At 75.5% G+C, this 14,917-nt stretch carries 16 protein-coding genes; 8 read left to right on the top strand and 8 right to left on the bottom strand.

Annotated features, from left to right (window positions below; translation table 11 throughout):
• Positions 1-39: 39 nt before the first annotated feature.
• From rsrA to O7606_RS24975, 5 genes are all read right to left on the bottom strand, one after another.
• Positions 40-327 carry a mycothiol system anti-sigma-R factor gene (gene rsrA / locus O7606_RS24995; RefSeq protein WP_281596435.1) on the bottom strand — a complete coding sequence of 96 codons (288 nt, stop codon included), beginning with the start codon at positions 325-327 and terminating at the stop codon, positions 40-42.
• A gap of 1 nt (position 328) precedes the next feature.
• Positions 329-1,150, bottom strand: a complete 822-nt coding sequence (locus O7606_RS24990; protein WP_281596434.1) for a sigma-70 family RNA polymerase sigma factor — start codon at positions 1,148-1,150, stop codon at positions 329-331.
• A 252-nt stretch (positions 1,151-1,402) separates the two neighbouring features.
• Positions 1,403-2,026, bottom strand: coding sequence for an alpha/beta family hydrolase (locus tag O7606_RS24985; RefSeq protein WP_281596433.1), 624 nt, complete (start codon positions 2,024-2,026; stop codon positions 1,403-1,405).
• Positions 2,027-2,138: 112 nt separating this feature from the next.
• On the bottom strand, positions 2,139-2,531 hold the full coding sequence (locus O7606_RS24980) for a WhiB family transcriptional regulator (protein WP_281596432.1): 393 nt from the start codon (positions 2,529-2,531) through the stop codon (positions 2,139-2,141).
• Between the two features lie 199 nt (positions 2,532-2,730).
• Complete coding sequence (locus tag O7606_RS24975; protein WP_281596431.1) at positions 2,731-3,477, bottom strand: SOS response-associated peptidase; 747 nt, start codon at positions 3,475-3,477, stop codon at positions 2,731-2,733.
• 103 nt (positions 3,478-3,580) lie between these two features.
• Here O7606_RS24975 and aroA point away from each other — a divergent pair, with 103 nt between their 5' ends.
• From aroA to O7606_RS24955, 4 genes are all read left to right on the top strand, one after another.
• A complete protein-coding gene (gene aroA, locus O7606_RS24970) occupies positions 3,581-4,882 on the top strand; it encodes a 3-phosphoshikimate 1-carboxyvinyltransferase (RefSeq protein ID WP_281596430.1) in 1,302 nt (433 codons plus the stop codon).
• Between the two features lie 120 nt (positions 4,883-5,002).
• Complete coding sequence (gene rsgA, locus O7606_RS24965; RefSeq protein ID WP_281596429.1) at positions 5,003-6,025, top strand: ribosome small subunit-dependent GTPase A; 1,023 nt, start codon at positions 5,003-5,005, stop codon at positions 6,023-6,025.
• Positions 6,026-6,048: 23 nt separating this feature from the next.
• Complete coding sequence (hisN, locus tag O7606_RS24960) at positions 6,049-6,852, top strand: histidinol-phosphatase (protein ID WP_281596428.1); 804 nt, start codon at positions 6,049-6,051, stop codon at positions 6,850-6,852.
• A 59-nt stretch (positions 6,853-6,911) separates the two neighbouring features.
• Positions 6,912-7,793, top strand: coding sequence for a hypothetical protein (locus tag O7606_RS24955; RefSeq protein ID WP_281599865.1), 882 nt, complete (start codon positions 6,912-6,914; stop codon positions 7,791-7,793).
• Positions 7,794-7,820: 27 nt separating this feature from the next.
• Here O7606_RS24955 and O7606_RS24950 read toward each other — a convergent pair whose 3' ends face one another.
• Entirely contained in the window at positions 7,821-9,020 is a 1,200-nt protein-coding gene (locus tag O7606_RS24950; protein ID WP_281596427.1) for a glycosyltransferase, read from the bottom strand.
• Between the two features lie 156 nt (positions 9,021-9,176).
• Here O7606_RS24950 and O7606_RS24945 point away from each other — a divergent pair, with 156 nt between their 5' ends.
• Positions 9,177-10,181 carry an SDR family oxidoreductase gene (locus O7606_RS24945; RefSeq protein ID WP_281596426.1) on the top strand — a complete coding sequence of 335 codons (1,005 nt, stop codon included), beginning with the start codon at positions 9,177-9,179 and terminating at the stop codon, positions 10,179-10,181.
• A gap of 104 nt (positions 10,182-10,285) precedes the next feature.
• Positions 10,286-10,858 (top strand): DUF5709 domain-containing protein, encoded by a 573-nt coding sequence (locus O7606_RS24940; RefSeq protein ID WP_281596425.1) that lies wholly within the window; start codon positions 10,286-10,288, stop codon positions 10,856-10,858.
• 16 nt (positions 10,859-10,874) lie between these two features.
• Here O7606_RS24940 and O7606_RS24935 read toward each other — a convergent pair whose 3' ends face one another.
• Positions 10,875-11,543: a response regulator transcription factor gene (locus O7606_RS24935; RefSeq protein ID WP_281596424.1), complete on the bottom strand. Its 669-nt coding sequence runs from the start codon at positions 11,541-11,543 to the stop codon at positions 10,875-10,877.
• 73 nt (positions 11,544-11,616) lie between these two features.
• Positions 11,617-12,834 (bottom strand): DUF5931 domain-containing protein, encoded by a 1,218-nt coding sequence (locus O7606_RS24930; protein WP_281596423.1) that lies wholly within the window; start codon positions 12,832-12,834, stop codon positions 11,617-11,619.
• A gap of 121 nt (positions 12,835-12,955) precedes the next feature.
• Between O7606_RS24930 and O7606_RS24925 the strand changes: the two genes are divergently transcribed.
• Positions 12,956-13,420: an ATP-binding protein gene (locus tag O7606_RS24925; RefSeq protein WP_281596422.1), complete on the top strand. Its 465-nt coding sequence runs from the start codon at positions 12,956-12,958 to the stop codon at positions 13,418-13,420.
• 20 nt (positions 13,421-13,440) lie between these two features.
• A complete protein-coding gene (glpK, locus tag O7606_RS24920; protein ID WP_281596421.1) occupies positions 13,441-14,913 on the top strand; it encodes a glycerol kinase GlpK in 1,473 nt (490 codons plus the stop codon).
• Positions 14,914-14,917: the final 4 nt, after the last annotated feature.

Genomic DNA, 14,917 nt, shown 5'->3' with positions numbered 1-14,917 from the left:
GTCCCGGCCGCGCCCCCGCCGTGGGCGGGAGCGGCTCTGTCAGTCGGCCAGCTCGCGGGACTCCGTCGTCTCGAAGACGACCAGCTCGCTGATCCGGACCCGCAACCGCTCGCGCAACTGGGTGGGCGCGGTCTCGTTGCCGCAGCACCGGGCGACCAGCGCCTTGACCTCCTGCTCGATGCCGTACTCCCGCAGGCAGGGGCCGCACTCGTCGAGGTGGTGCCGGATCAGCCGCTGCCGCTCCTCCTCGCACTCCAGGTCGAGGTAGAGGTAGACCTCCGCCAGCACCTCGCGGCAGTCCGTCTCGTGGGGCTCCCCACAGCTCACGTCACACCTCCCGGCCGGCGGCGGCGGTCGAGCCACCCGAGGTACGGGCGGCGGAGAAACCCCGCTCCGCCGCGTAGCGTTCGAGCAGCTTCCGCAGATTACGTCGACCACGGTGCAGTCGGGACATCACGGTACCGATCGGCGTACCCATGATGTCGGCGACCTCCTTGTAGGAGAACCCCTCGACGTCGGTGAGGTAGACGGCCAGCCGGAACTCCTCCGGAAGCTGCTGCAGGGCTTCCTTGATGTCGCTGTCGGGCAGCCGGTCCAGCGCCTCGGTCTCCGCCGAGCGGAGCCCGCTGGAGGTGTGCGACTCGGCCTCGGCGAGCTGCCAGTCGGTGATCTCCTCGGTCGGCGCCTGGATCGGCTGACGCTGCCGCTTCCGGTAGGAGTTGATGTACGTGTTGGTCAGGATCCGGTAGAGCCAGGCCTTGAGGTTCGTGCCCTGCTCGAACTGGTGGAACGCGGCGTACGCCTTGAGGAACGTCTCCTGGACCAGATCCTCGGCGTCGGCCGGGTTGCGGGTCATCCGCAGCCCGGCGGCGTAGAGCTGGTCGACGAAGGGCAGCGCGTCACGCTCGAAGCGCGCCCGGCGCTCGTCCGTCTTCTCGGTGGTCAACCGCACGTCCCCTCGCGTCGGATGCTGTCCCGCCGAGAATACGCGCCCCGAGCTGCCGGTAGATTCACTTTCCCCCGGTGTGCTCGTGCTCACCTCGCCCGGCCCGGGCCGGCCCGCCGTGGGCCACTCAGGTCCGTCCAGCAGCCGTCGCAGCCGCTGCGCCCCCCGTTCGTCCCGTTCCCGGTTGCGTGTCCCGGTCGGCACGGTCTACCCCCTCACGCCGTCCAATCCGTCCACCGGGTGCAACGCCGGCCCGCCGGCCACGCATTCCGACCTGGGTGGCTTCCGTCGCCGGCCCCGTTCCCGGTCCCAGCGGCGCCGGAGGTGACGCTGGGACCAGGAAGGGCCTGGGAGGGTGACCCCGTCCGACCGACCGGCCGGCGGCGCCAATCGATGCAACGACCCGTCCGGCCACCGGTCACGGCCCGGGGCGACGAGGGGGCGGGCCGGGCCCGGTCAGCGGACGCGGGCCCAGCCGTGGGCGGCCAGCCAGTCGACGACCAGGGCGGCGCTGCCGGTCGGGTCACGGCGCAGATCGTGCCCCTCCCCCGGCCGCGTCCGCACCCGGACGGTCGGGCCGGGCGTCGGCACGCCGAACGGGTCCCGGTCCCCGTTCACCACGAGGGTGGGCAGCCCGGTGTCGAGCTCGGCGGCGCGGGAACGCTCCGGCCGCTGCGGCGGGCGCAGCGGGAAGGCGAGCGCGACGACGCCCGCCGCGCCGACCGCGGCGGCCGTCCGGCAGGCCACCCGCGCGCCACTGGAGCGTCCGCCCACCAGCAGGGCGGGCGCGGTGGGATGCCGGCGGCGCAGCTCGGCCAGTACGGCGGTCCACGCCTCGTCGAGGTGAGCGGCCGGAGCCGGGGCCCGTCGCCCGGCGACCCGGTAGGGCTGGGTCACCCGCGCCACCAGCACCCCGGCCCGGACCGCCGCGTCCCGCAGCGCGACCAGGTCGGGCGCGTCCACCCCGCCGCCGGCCCCGTGCCCCAGCACGAGCAGGCTCACCGCCTCGCCGGTCGGGTGGTCGACGTCCAGGCGGGCCGGCCCGCGCGGCGTCGGGACCTGCGTGCCGCTGCCCTGCATCGGCCCATTCTCCACCGGCCGCCGACCGATGGTCACGACGACCCGACGGTCACGACGAACCAGCGGGCGGGACGGCCCGGGCGACCGCGGGCCGGGCCCGGGCGGGGCGCCGTCAGGCGAGCGGGACCAGGGTGAGCAGGCGGTCCCGGACCGGCGGACCGGCCTCGTCGGCCGCGTCCGGATCCGGCTGCACCTCGTTGCGCCAGGCGACCAGCATGGCCCGTCGTTCCCGGGGCGTGGTGCCGCCCCACACGCCGTGGCAGTCGCCGACCTCCAGCGCCCAGGCCAGGCAGGGCCCCTGCACGTCGCAGGCGCGGCAGAGCGCGACGGCCGCGTCGGCCGGCTCGTTGGGCGCCGGGAAGAACGTCTCCGGGTCCACGCTCTGGCAGGTGCCTCTGGTACGCCACGCGTCGTCCTGGCGTCGCTCGCGCAGCGCGCGTAACAGCCGCGGATCCCGGCGTGCGGCGGCCACTTCGTGCGGACGTGGCATTCGCGCCCGTGTCATCAACCCACCTCCCCCGTGGGACCGGCAAGATCGGTGATCGTCGTTCGCGCCCTGCGAATCGACACCCACTACCGGCGCTGTGTTCTATCGCACTTGGACACACGGGGACAAGGGTTTGCCAGAAATATGGCGCAACACTCGCCTGACGATTCGTCAGTAACTCTGGCAAATCAGCACGCGACAATACGCCATCCGGTGTTCAGAAGAGCGTCATTTTCCCCGGCCCGGTCGGCCCCGCCGGCCCGTCGTCGACCCCGGACGGCCCGGGCGCCCCGGGCGCCCCGGGCGCCCGGGCGGTGAGCTCCGGCCCGGAGTTGCGGACGTTGCCCACCGCCGGCCCGACCGGCCGGATCTCCAGCCCGGCCAGCCACCGCTCGTCCACGGTGAGCAGCGCGGACGGGTCGTCGGTCGGGCCGAGCCAGGGCGCCCAACGCTCCGGCGGCAGCAGCACCGGCATCCGGTCGTGCACCGCGGTGAGCGCCCCGACCGCGGCGGTGGTGAGCACGCTGCACGTCAGCCAGGGCCCGTCCGGCCCCCGCCACAGCGACCAGACGCCGGCCAGGGCGAGCACGTCGCCGTCGGCCCGGGTCAGGAAGTACGGCTGCTTGCCGCTGCCGGCGCGGGCCCACTCGTACCAGCCGTCGGCCGGGACCAGGCAGCGGCGGCGGGCGAACGGAGCGGCGTACGCGCGGCTGGTCGCCACCGTCTCGGACCGTGCGTTGATCATGCGGGCCCCGGCCGACGGGGAGGTCGCCCACGGCGGCAGCAGCCCCCACCGGGCCAGCGACAGCGCCCGGTCGCCGGAGTCGTCCGCCCGGACCACAGGCACCGGCTTGGTGGGCGCGACGTTCCAGTCCGGCCGCAGCGCGCCGGCGGTGTCGTCGTACGCCTCGAAGATCCGGGTGAGGGCCCCGGCGTCGCGGGTCGTCGCGTACCTGCCACACATGCCGGACACGCTAACCCGCCCCGCGAGCCCGGGTTGTCCCGCCAACCGGGAGATCGCGCGACACGGTTCTCCGCGGGCGGCCCGGAGCCGGCAGAATGTGACCGTGGGGAATCTGACCGCGACCCGGCCGCCGCAGCCGTGGAGCGCACCGACCGCGACCGACCCGGTGGCCACCACGCTCCGGCTGCCCGGCTCCAAGTCGCTGACCGCGCGGGCCCTGGTGCTCAGCGCCCTGGCCGGTGGCCCGTCCACCGTCCTGCGCCCGCTGCGCGCCCGCGACACCGAGCTGATGGCCGCCGGTCTGCGGGGCATGGGCGCGCACGCGTCGATCACCGACGACGAGCGCTGGCTGGTCCGGCCGCACCCGCTGGTCGGGCCGGCGCACGTGGACGTCGGCCTGGCCGGCACGGTGATGCGGTTCCTCCCGCCGGTGGCCGGGCTGACCGACGGGCGGGTCACCTTCGACGGTGATCCGGCGGTACGCGCCCGCCCGCTCGGCCCGCTGGTCGAGGCGCTGCGCTCGCTCGGGGTCCGGATCGACGTCACCGGTCCGGGCAGCCTGCCGCTGACCGTGCTCGGCGCCGGCCGGGTCTCCGGCGGCGAGGTGGTGATCGACGCCTCCGCCTCCAGTCAGCTCGTCTCCGGGCTGCTGCTGGCCGCCCCCCGCTTCGACCGGGGCGTGGTGGTCCGGCACGTGGGTCCGCCGGTGCCGTCCGCGCCGCACCTGCGGATGACCGTACGGATGCTCCGGGCCGCCGGGGCGGCCGTGGACGACGGCATGCCGGACGTGTGGACGGTCGAGCCCGGGCCGCTCGCCGGCCGGGTGTGGGAGATCGAGCCGGATCTTTCCGGGGCTGTCCCGTTCTTCGCCGCCGCCCTGGTCACCGGCGGTGAGGTGACCCTCCAGGGTTGGCCACACAGCAGCGCCCAGCCGGTCGAGCGGCTCCGCGCGCTGCTGCACGAGATGGGCGGCGAGGTGAGCCTGACCACCGGGGGGCTCTCCGTCCGGGGCACCGGCGTCGTGCACGGCGTCACCGCCGACCTCTCCGACGTCAGCGAGCTGACCCCGGTGCTGACCGCGCTCGCCATGCTCGCCGACTCCCCGTCGGTGTTCACCGGCGTCGCGCACATCCGGGGCCACGAGACCGACCGGCTCGCCGCGCTGGCCCGTGAGTTCGCCGGGCTCGGGGCGGACGTCACCGAGTCGCACGACGGGCTGGCGATCCGGCCCCGGCCGCTGCGCGGCGGCACGTTCCGCACCTACCACGACCACCGGATGGCGCACGCCGCCGCGGTGGTTGGGCTGGCCGTCCCGGGGGTGGAGCTGGACGACGTCGGGTGCACCTCGAAGACCATGCCCGAGTTCCCGGCACTATGGTCGCAGATGGTGACCGGCAAGAGCTGACGGACAGGGGGCGCGGTCCTGGCGACCAGACGACGGGAGTACGACGAGGACGACGTCCGGGTCCGGCCCGGGAAGTCCTCCCGTCCGCGTACCCGCACCCGGCCCCGGCACGCCGACGCGGTGGACGGGTTCGTGATCGCCGTCGACCGTGGTCGCTACACCTGCGTACGGCCGGACGCCGCCCCGGACGATCCGACGGTGACCGCGATGCGCGCCCGCGAGCTGGGCCGCAAGTCGGTGGTGGTCGGTGACCGGGTGGGGCTGGTCGGGGACACCTCGGGCGACGCCGGCGCGCTGGCCCGGATCGTCCGGATCGCCGAGCGCGGCTCGGTGCTGCGGCGCACCGCCGACGACGACGAGACCACCGCCGAGGGACGGCTGGAGCGGGTGGTGGTCGCCAACGCCGACCAGTTGGTGATCGTCGGCTCGCTGGCCGACCCGCCGCCGCGCACCGGGTTCGTCGACCGCTGCCTGGTGGCCGCGTACGACGCGGGCATCGAGCCGCTGCTCTGTCTGACCAAGGCCGACCTGGCCGGTCCCGGGCACGTCCTGGACTACTACGCCGAGCTCGACCTCCCGCACGTGCTGGTCCGGCCGGACTCCGACCTGGCCGCGCTGCGCGGGCTGCTCGCGGGGCGGATCTCGGTGCTGGTCGGGCACTCCGGGGTGGGCAAGTCGACGCTGGTGAACCGGCTCGTCCCGGCGGCCGACCGGGCGGTGGGCACGGTCAGCGCGATCGGCCGGGGCCGGCACACCTCGACCAGCGCGGTGGCGTTGCGGCTGCCGCCGCTGCCCGGCGTCGGCGCACCCCCGGGCTGGATCGTCGACACCCCGGGGGTGCGCAGTTTCGGGCTGGCGCACGTCTCCGCGGAGAGCCTGCTGCACGGTTTCCCCGATCTGGTGGACGCCACGGTGGACTGCCCGGCCAACTGCGAGCACACCGCCGACGAGGCCGGTTGCGCGCTGGACGCCTGGGTGGCCGCCGGGAAGGCCGATCCGCGCCGGCTGGCGTCGTACCGTCGCCTGCTGGCCTCCCGGGCCGGCGAGAGCGACACCCGGACGGAGCCCGACCCACGGACCGAGACCGACCCACGGGCGCAGACCGACCCACGGGCGCAGACCGACCCGGACGGCGCGGGCTGAGTCGGCTCGCTAGCGTCTGGGGCATGACCGGGTACGCCGACGACCTCGCCCTCGCCCACCTGCTCGCCGACGCCGCCGACGCGGTCTCCACCGCCCGGTTCCGGGCGCTGGACCTGCGGGTCGAGTCGAAACCCGACCTGACGCCGGTGTCCGACGCGGACACCGCCGTGGAGCGGGATATCCGGGCCCTGCTCGCCACCCACCGGCCCGCCGACGGCCTGGTCGGCGAGGAGTACGGCGAGCAGCCGCCCACCGTCGCGGGTGGCCGGCGCTGGGTGGTCGACCCGATCGACGGCACCAAGAACTTCGTCCGTGGGGTGCCCGTCTGGGCCACCCTGATCGCCCTGCTGGAGGCCGACCGGCCGGTGCTCGGGCTGGTGTCCGCCCCGGCGCTGGGCCGACGCTGGTGGGCGGCGGCGGGCGCGGGCGCGTACGCCGGCCCGGACGCGGCGCACGGCGAGCCGATCCGGGTGTCCGGGGTGGCCCGGCTCGCCGACGCGAGCTTCTGCTACGCCTCCCTGGACGGCTGGGAGGCCACCGGGCGGCTGGCGGCGATGCTCCAGCTCATGCGGGACACCTGGCGCAGCCGCGCGTACGGGGACTTCTACGGGTACGTGCTGCTGGCCGAGGGCGCGCTGGACGTGATGGTCGAGCCCGAGCTGTCGCTGTGGGACATCGCCGCGCTGGTGCCGATCGTCACCGAGGCCGGTGGCACGTTCACCGACCTGACCGGGGCGTCCGCCCCCGGCGACGGCAGCTCGGTGGCGACCAACGGGCCGCTGCACGCCGACGTCCTCGACCGGCTGGGTCGGCCTGCCGAGCGTTGAGCCGGGGCACCATCTATCCTCGCCGGGTGTCCTCCTCCGGTTGGTGTTTCCTCGCGGCGATGATCGTCGCGTACGGCTTCGCCAACCTCCTCCAGTCGATCGCCGCCGCCCGGACGACCGTGCACCACACCTTCGACCCGGGGCTGTTGCTGCGACTGGCCGGTCAACGCACGTACCTGGTGGGGCTCTTCTGCCAGGTGGCCGGGTTCGTGCTGGCCTTCCTGGCCCGCCGGGACCTGCCGCTGTTCCTGGTGCAGGCGAGCGTGGCGGCCGGGCTCGGGGTCACCGCCATCCTCGGGGTGGTGGTGTTGAAGTGGCGGCTGCCGATGGCCGAGGTGGCGCTGCTCGGGCTGCTGTTCGGCGGGATCACCGCGCTGGTGCTGGCCGCCCGCCCGGCGCCGTCACGGCAGCTCGGCCCGGCCGCGCTGGTCGCCCTGGCCGTCGCCCTGGCGGGCATCGCGGCGCTCGGCTTCTTCGCGGTACGGCTGCGCGGCGTGCCGGGTTCGGTGGCGCTCGGCTCGCTGGCCGGGTTGGCGTTCTCCGCCGCGGCGGTGGCCGCCCGTCCGCTGGCGGCGGCGCACTCGGTGGAGGCGTTCCTCCGGGACCCGCTGCTCTACCTGCTGATCGCCCACTCGGTGGTCGGGCAGCTCCTGCTCGGGCTGGCGATGCAGCGCGGCTCCACCACGGCGGCGGTGGCGGCGATGGACGCCGCCGGGGCGGTGCCCGCCGCGATCGTCGGGCTGCTGGTGCTGAACGACAAGATCTGGCCGGGCCGGGAGTGGCTGGCCGCCGTCGGGTTCCTGGCCACGCTGGCCGCGGTGATCGGTCTGACCCGGTACGCCGAGCCGCAGCACCACCACGCGGTGGTCGACCGCACGTCGCCACCCCGTCCACTGCTGCCCGCCGGCGCCGGCGCCCGCGCCGCCCAGCGCTCCGGCTGACGCCCGGCCGGCCGCGATCCGGGCGGGTCAGGCTTCCACCGGGTTGCGGCGGCCGACCACCCGTTCGTAGAGGCGCTCCAGCGCCCCGGCGGTGCGTTCCCAGGTGTAGCTGCACCGCACCCGGTCCACGGCGGCGTGCCCGTACGCGAACCGTCCGGCGTGGTCGGCGAGGAGCCGGCGCAGCGTCACCCCGAGCGCGCGGACGTCACCGGGCGGCACCAGCTTGCCGGTGACCTCGTCGACGACCGCGTCGGCGATGCCGCCCATGGCGTAGCCGACCACCGGCACGCCGCAGGCCATCGCCTCCAGCGACACCCGCCCGGCGGAGGCGTAGTGCGGGGTGCAGGCCACCACGTCGGCCGAGCGGTACCAGGTGGCCATCTGGTCGTGCGGCACCGCGCCGACCAGCCGCACCTGCTCGGCCACGCCGGCCCGTTCGGCGAGGTCCCGCAGCCGGCGGGCCTCGGCGTGCCCGGCGAGCTGCTCGGCCGGCGGCCCGCCGGCGATGACCAGCTCCGCGTCGCCGACCAGCCGCATCGCCCGGATCAGGTCCTCGTGGCCGCTGGACGGCGTCAGGCCGCCGACGGTGAGGATCCGGGCACGCCGGTCCCGGGGGGCGGCCTCGCCGTCCGGGTGGAACTGTGTGGTGTCCACGCCGGTCGGCACCATCGCCACCGACGCCCGGCTCAGCCCCATCCGGGTCAGCTCGTCGACCTCGTCGTTGCACTGGGCCACCGCCATGTCGACCGCCCGGGTCAACGCGCGCTCCAGCGGGATCCGCTCCCCCGGGCCGGCGTACTCCCGCCCGAGGTGGCGCAACTGCTCGATGCCGAGCGAGTGGAAGGTCTGCACGACCGGGATGTCCGTCTCCCGGACCGCGTGCGCGGCGGCGAGCCCACCCACCCAGTAGTGGCCGTGCACCACCTCCGGCCGCCAGTCGCCGGCCCAGCGGGCGGCGAGCCAGCCACCGAACTCGGGCACGTGCCGGACCAGCTCGGCGGTGGGCAGGGAGGTGGGCGGGCCGACCGGCACCAGCTCCAGCCGGTACCCGTCGCGGGTCGCGGTCGTCGGGGCGTCGGGGTCGTCCCGCCGCTCGTAGACGCGTACGTCGTGGCCCCGGCCGGCCAGCTCGGCCGCGACCCGGGCGATGTGCTGGTGCGTGCCCACGGCGGGACCGTCGGCCCGCCGGGATGGGCCGGCGTGCGCGCAGACTAGGCCGACGCGCATGGTCACCTCCATGCGATCACGAGCTACGGTCCTCCGGTAGAGGGTCCCATTAACCTGCCGTCCGGACGCCAAAACCTGGCAGATCAGGATCGGTCGGACGGCGGTCCGGTCGCGTCGGGCGGGCATGAGCCGGCCGACCCGGGGTACGTGTGGGAGATGCCACTGACCCGTGACCTGTCCGACTCCATCGTGGTGATCACCGGCGCCTCCAGCGGCATCGGCGCGGCGACCGGGTACGCGCTGGCCCGGCGGGGCGTCGCCGTGGTGCTCGCCGCCCGTACCGTCCCCGCCCTGGAGCAGGTCGCCGAGCGCTGCCGCGAGCTGGGCGGCCGGGCGCTGGTCGTACCCACCGACGTCACCGACGCGGCGGCGGTCGACCGGCTGGCCGCCCGCGCGGTGGCCGAGTTGGGCCGGATCGACGCCTGGGTGAACAACGCGGCGGTCGGCGCGGTGGGGTTGTTCGAGGAGATCCCGGTCGACGAGTTCCGCCGGGTGGTCGAGGTCAACCTGCTCGGCGTGGCGCACGGCACGAGGGCGGCGTTGCCGCGCCTGCTCGCGGCCGGCGGCGGGGTGCTGGTCAACAACGCCTCGGTGCTCGCCGAGGTGGCGATGCCCTACCAGTCCGCGTACAACGCCACCAAGCACGGGGTACGCGGCTTCGCCGACACCGTCCGGCAGGAGCTGCGGGTCAGCGGCCGGTCGCAGGTGTCGATCTGCACGGTGCTGCCGGCCAGCGTGGACACCCCGTTCTTCCGGCACGCGGCGAACCACAGCGGCCACGAGCTGGCCCCGCCCCCGCCGGTGTACCCGCCGGAGCTGGTGGCGGAGACGATCGTCCGGCTGCTGCGCCGGCCCCGCCGGGAGGCGTACGCGGGCGGCGCGGCCCGGCTGCTCGCGCTCCAGTGGCGGCTGGCCCCGGCCCTCACCGAGCGGGCGCTCGGCTGGTACGCCCACCGGGCCCAGTTCCTGGCCGCGCCACGCCGTGACGGCAGCGGCAGCCTGTTCCGGGCCGACGCCCAGGCGCGGCGGGAGGGCGGCTGGCACGGTCGGCGTCGGCGACTCGTCCGGGTGGGGGCGGCCGTGGGGCTGGCCGCCGGGGCGGTGGCCGGGACGGTGACCCGGGTGAACGCCCGCAGCCGGCACGCCCGGCCCGGCGCGTGAGCCACCCGGCCGCGCCATGCGCCGGCGTAGCCGCTGACCGGTTCATCCGCTTTGGGGAGGGTCGGACGCGGTTACCCCGGGGGGGCAGTGGGTAGTGATCAGCCATGCGCGACGACGAGTTCCCGACCCCCCTGTCCGACCCCGAGGCGCAGGGCCTGCCCGACACCGCCGACGACGACTCCACCGCCAACGACGACGTGGCGACCGGGCGCGAGGCGGACGGCCCGGATCCGGCGGAGCTGCCCGGCGACCGTACGCCGGTGGCGGTGGACCGGTTCGGGGCCACCGCCGAGGAGCAGCTCGACGGCGAGTCGCTGGACTACAAGCTCGACCGCGAACGGTACGAGCGGCCCGCCGACGACCCGCTGGCCGCCCCGGTCGACCCGGACATCGCGGCCGAGGCGGACAGCGAGGAGGCCGCCGCGCAGGCCCAGCTCGACGCCGACGTGATCGATCCAGGCCCCACCTCCGACCCGAGCTCCCCGGTCTCGATCTACGACCACGGCCAGCTCGGCACCGTGGCGGACGCCCAGGTCGGCCGCCTGGTGGAGCCGGACGAGGGGGCCCGCAGCGACACCGAGACCGATTCCGTGGCGTACGACGCCGGGGCGGCCGGCGGCGGGGCGAGCGCCGAGGAGCTGGCCATCCACGAGACCCGCCCGCCCGAGGCGCGCTAGCCGTCGCCGGGGCGGCTCAGTCGTCGAGGCCGCGGGCGATCGCGTAGCGGGTCAGCTCGACCCGGTTGTGCAGGTGCAGCTTGCCCAGCGTGTTCTGCACGTGGTTCTGCACCGTACGGTGCGACAGGCCGAGCCGGGTGGCGATCTGCTTGTACGACAGCCCCTTCGCCACCAGGCGCAGCACCTCGGTCTCCCGGTCGGTGAGGCGGGGCGCGCCCTCGCCCACCGGCCGGGCCGGCTCGGCGGCCAGCCGGCGGTACTCGCCCAGCACCAGGCCGGCGAGCCCCGGGGTGAACACCGCCTCCCCACGCGCGGTGCGGGCCACCGCGTCCAGGAACTCGGCGGCGGCGGCGGACTTGAGCAGGTAGCCGGTCGCGCCGGCCTTCACCGCCGCCAGCACGTCCGCCTCCTCGCCGCTGGCGGAGAGCATCAGCACCCGTACCCCGGGCAGGGCCGCCCGCAGCCCGTGGATCACCTCGGCGCCGGCCGCGTCGGGCAGGTGCAGGTCGAGCACGACGACGTCCGGGCGGGCCGCCGGGGCGATCCGTACCGCCTGCCGGCCCTCACCGGTGGTGGCCACCACGTGGTGACCCGCCTCGGTGAGGTCGCGGGCCACCCCGTCGCGCCACATCGGGTGGTCGTCGACCACCATCACCCGGATCCCGCCCGTGTCGCCGTCACCCATGCGGTCACCCTAGGCCCTGTGTCGAAGTCCCTGGTCGGCCTACGACCGGCCCGGACGCGACAGCCGGCCCGGACTACGACCGGCCCGGACGACGGCCGACGCTGTCGGGGCGGGGCAGCGCCAGCTCGACCTCGGCGCCCTCGCCCGGCACGGAGACGACGGTGGCGGTGCCGCCCAGGTCGGCCAGCCGGCCCCGGATCGACTGCGCCACCCCCAGCCGACCCTGCTCGGCCGCCTCCGCCAACCGGCCGGCGGGGATGCCGGGGCCGGCGTCACGCACCGTCACCCGTACCACTGTCGTCTCGTCCTCGACCAGCACCCAGGCCCGGCCGTCGGCGTGCCGTGCGACGTTGTCCAGGGCCGCCGCCACCGCGGCGGCCAGCTCCCGGGCGGCACGCGCCGGCAGCGGCACCGGGGTGGCCGGGGCCGCCACCGACACCGTGGGGCTGGCGTGCCGGCGCAGCAGGGTCCGCAGGTCCAGGCTGGTGGCGTCGTCCCCGACCGGCGGGTCGCCGGTGGAGCCGGGGGCGGCCGTGCCGGACGGGTCGAGCCCCTGCGGTGCCGACCGGGCCGACGGCGGGGCGGTGGCGATCAACGCGCGGAGCGCGGACTCCTGCTCACCGGCGAGCCGGGCCAGCTCGCCGGCCTCGCCGTCGAGCTGCGCGCCGCGCCGCTGCACCAGCGCCAGCACCTGGAGCACCGAGTCGTGGATGTCCCGGGCGAGACGTTCCCGCTCCCGGGTCGCCGCCTCCAGCTCGACCGCGCGGTGCAACCGTTCCTCGGCGGTCACCGCCAACCGGGCGACGTGCCCGACCACCACCCCGGCGAGCAGCATCAGCACCGCGCCGTTCAACGCGGACGGGATGATCGTGCCGCGCGCCACCAGGTCGGCCGCGCCGAGCGCCAGGGCGGCCACCGCGCCCCGGCGTCGGCCACCGGAGACCGCCCAGGCCAGCACCGGACCGCCGAGCCAGGCCACGGCGAGGGCGGGCACCCCGGCCGCCAGCGCCGCTCGGCCGACCACCCAGGGGGTGAGCAGCACGATCCCGAGTACGACGCCGAGGTCGGCCAGGAGCAGCGGCCAGCCCCGCCGGGCCGGCCGGGCGTACGCGTACCCGGTGTACGCCGTCCAGCCGGCCATCGCGGCCAGCACCGGGCCGGCGGCGAGCGGATGCGCGTACCGGTCGGCGTCGCGCGCCGTCAGCAGACAGACGTACGCCAGCGCGGCGACCCGGTACACCACGATGGCCCGCCACAGCGGGCCCGCCAGCCCGCCGGGCGGTGTCGACATGCGCAGCAGGATGCCACACGACCCGGTACCGTCGCCGGGTCGGCGACGAGCAGCGCCGAATACCCTGACGTAGGGTAGAAAAGCCATAAAAAACTCTGGAACCCGATGGCGGTAGCGGGCCATGACGAACGGCGAACGCCCCACACCGCGTACGGTTGTGCCCATCGAATCTTCCCTGTTGATCGCCGAAGCCTTCGACCAGGCTCAGGTGACGGAGCTGCGACACGCCGTCACCTCCTGCGGGCGCGCCGTCGGGCTGACCGGGCAGCGGCTGGACGACTTCGTGCTCGCCGTCAACGAGCTGATCACCAACGCGGTCCGGCACGGCGGCGGCCGGGGCTGGCTGCGGCTGTGGCAACAGGCCGACGGCCTGTTCTGCGAGGTCTCCGACCACGGCGGGGGCATCAGCGCCCAACGCCTCAACGACCGGAGCCGACCGGCCCCGGACACCGCGGGCGGCTGGGGCCTCTGGCTGGCCCGTGAGCTCAGCGACACCATGCGGGTGGAGACCGGCCCGGACGGCACCACCGTCCGGATCAGCGCTGTCCTCGACCCGGCGGCCCCGCCGACCGGCAGCGGGAGCTGAGACCGGGTACGGTGCTGCGGGTGAGCCCCGAACACGTCGCCGCCATCGACCAGGGCACCACCTCCTCCCGCTGCATCGTCTTCGACCGGGCCGGCGAGATCGTCGCCGTCGCCCAGCGGGAGCACCGGCAGATCTTTCCCCGGCCGGGTTGGGTCGAGCACGACGCCGAGGAGATCTGGGCCAACGTCGAGCAGGTGGTCGGCGAGGCGCTGGCAAGTGCCGGCATCGGGCCGGCGCAGCTCGCCGCGGTGGGCATCACCAACCAGCGGGAGACCACTGTCGTCTGGGACCGGGCCACCGGCCGCCCGGTGGCCAACGCGATCGTCTGGCAGGACACCCGCACCGAGTCGATCCTGCGGACCCTCGACGAGGAGCTGTTCCGCGACCGCGCCGGCCTGCCGCTGGCGACCTACTTCGCCGGGCCGAAACTACGCTGGCTGCTCGACCACGTCGACGGTCTGCGGGCCCGCGCCGAGGCCGGCGAGGTGCTCTTCGGCACCATGGACACCTGGCTGATCTGGAAGCTCACCGGCCGGCACGTCACCGACGTGACGAACGCCAGCCGCACCCTGCTGATGGAGCTGACCACCCTGGCGTGGGACGCCGAGCTGCTGGACGCGCTCGGGGTGCCGGCCACCGTGCTGCCGGAGATCCACTCCTCCGCCGAGGTCTACGGCGTCGCCGACGGCGTGCTGGCCGGGGTGCCGGTGGCCAGCGCCCTCGGCGACCAGCAGGCCGCCCTGTTCGGGCAGACCTGCTTCCGGCCGGGCGAGGCGAAGTGCACCTACGGCACCGGCAGCTTCCTGCTGCTCAACACCGGGGCGAGCCCGGTGCCCTCGGCGAACGGCCTGCTCACCACCGTGGCCTACCGGATCGGCGACCAGCCCGCCGCCTACGCGTTGGAGGGGGCGATCGCGGTCACCGGCTCGCTGGTGCAGTGGCTGCGCGACAATCTCGGGCTGATCTCCACCGCCGCCCAGGTCGAGGAGCTGGCCCGCACCGTGGACGACAACGGCGGCTGCTACGTGGTGCCCGCCTTCTCCGGGCTGTTCGCCCCGTACTGGCGTACCGACGCGCGCGGGGTGGTCGCCGGGCTGACCGGCTACATCACCAAGGGCCACCTGGCCCGCGCGGTACTGGAGGCGTCGGCCTGGCAGACCCGGGACGTGGTGGACGCGATGAACGCCGACTCGGACGTGGCGCTGCGCCGACTGCGGGTGGACGGCGGGATGACCGCGAACGGACTGCTGATGCAGTTCCTCGCCGACGTGCTGGAGGTGCCGGTGGTGCGCTCCCGGATCACCGAGACCACCTGCCTCGGCGCCGCGTACGCCGCCGGCCTGGCGGTCGGCTTCTGGCCGGACCTGGCCACCCTGCGGGCCCAGTGGCGCTCGGACGCGCAGTGGACCCCGGCGATGGACCCGGCGCACCGCGAGCGGGAGCTGCGGCACTGGCACAAGGCGGTGCGGCGCACCCTCGACTGGGTCGAGTGACCCG

This window comes from Micromonospora sp. WMMD882, assembly GCF_027497255.1.
In the GTDB taxonomy this organism is placed as follows: Bacteria; Actinomycetota; Actinomycetes; order Mycobacteriales; family Micromonosporaceae; genus Micromonospora.
This window is presented reverse-complemented; position numbering and strand designations above follow the sequence as displayed.

What these genes read in the sequence shown, in the direction of transcription:
- O7606_RS24985 (WP_281596433.1), bottom strand. Translation starts at nt 2,026, where the DNA reads ATGCAGGGCAGCGGCACGCAGGTCCCGACGCCGCGCGGGCCGGCCCGC.
- O7606_RS24980 (WP_281596432.1), bottom strand. Translation starts at nt 2,531, where the DNA reads ATGACACGGGCGCGAATGCCACGTCCGCACGAAGTGGCCGCCGCACGC.
- O7606_RS24975 (WP_281596431.1), bottom strand. Translation starts at nt 3,477, where the DNA reads ATGTGTGGCAGGTACGCGACGACCCGCGACGCCGGGGCCCTCACCCGG.
- hisN (WP_281596428.1), top strand. Translation starts at nt 6,049, where the DNA reads ATGACCGGGTACGCCGACGACCTCGCCCTCGCCCACCTGCTCGCCGAC.
- O7606_RS24955 (WP_281599865.1), top strand. Translation starts at nt 6,912, where the DNA reads ATGATCGTCGCGTACGGCTTCGCCAACCTCCTCCAGTCGATCGCCGCC.
- O7606_RS24950 (WP_281596427.1), bottom strand. Translation starts at nt 9,020, where the DNA reads ATGCGCGTCGGCCTAGTCTGCGCGCACGCCGGCCCATCCCGGCGGGCC.
- O7606_RS24945 (WP_281596426.1), top strand. Translation starts at nt 9,177, where the DNA reads ATGCCACTGACCCGTGACCTGTCCGACTCCATCGTGGTGATCACCGGC.
- O7606_RS24940 (WP_281596425.1), top strand. Translation starts at nt 10,286, where the DNA reads ATGCGCGACGACGAGTTCCCGACCCCCCTGTCCGACCCCGAGGCGCAG.
- O7606_RS24935 (WP_281596424.1), bottom strand. Translation starts at nt 11,543, where the DNA reads ATGGGTGACGGCGACACGGGCGGGATCCGGGTGATGGTGGTCGACGAC.
- O7606_RS24930 (WP_281596423.1), bottom strand. Translation starts at nt 12,834, where the DNA reads ATGTCGACACCGCCCGGCGGGCTGGCGGGCCCGCTGTGGCGGGCCATC.
- O7606_RS24925 (WP_281596422.1), top strand. Translation starts at nt 12,956, where the DNA reads ATGACGAACGGCGAACGCCCCACACCGCGTACGGTTGTGCCCATCGAA.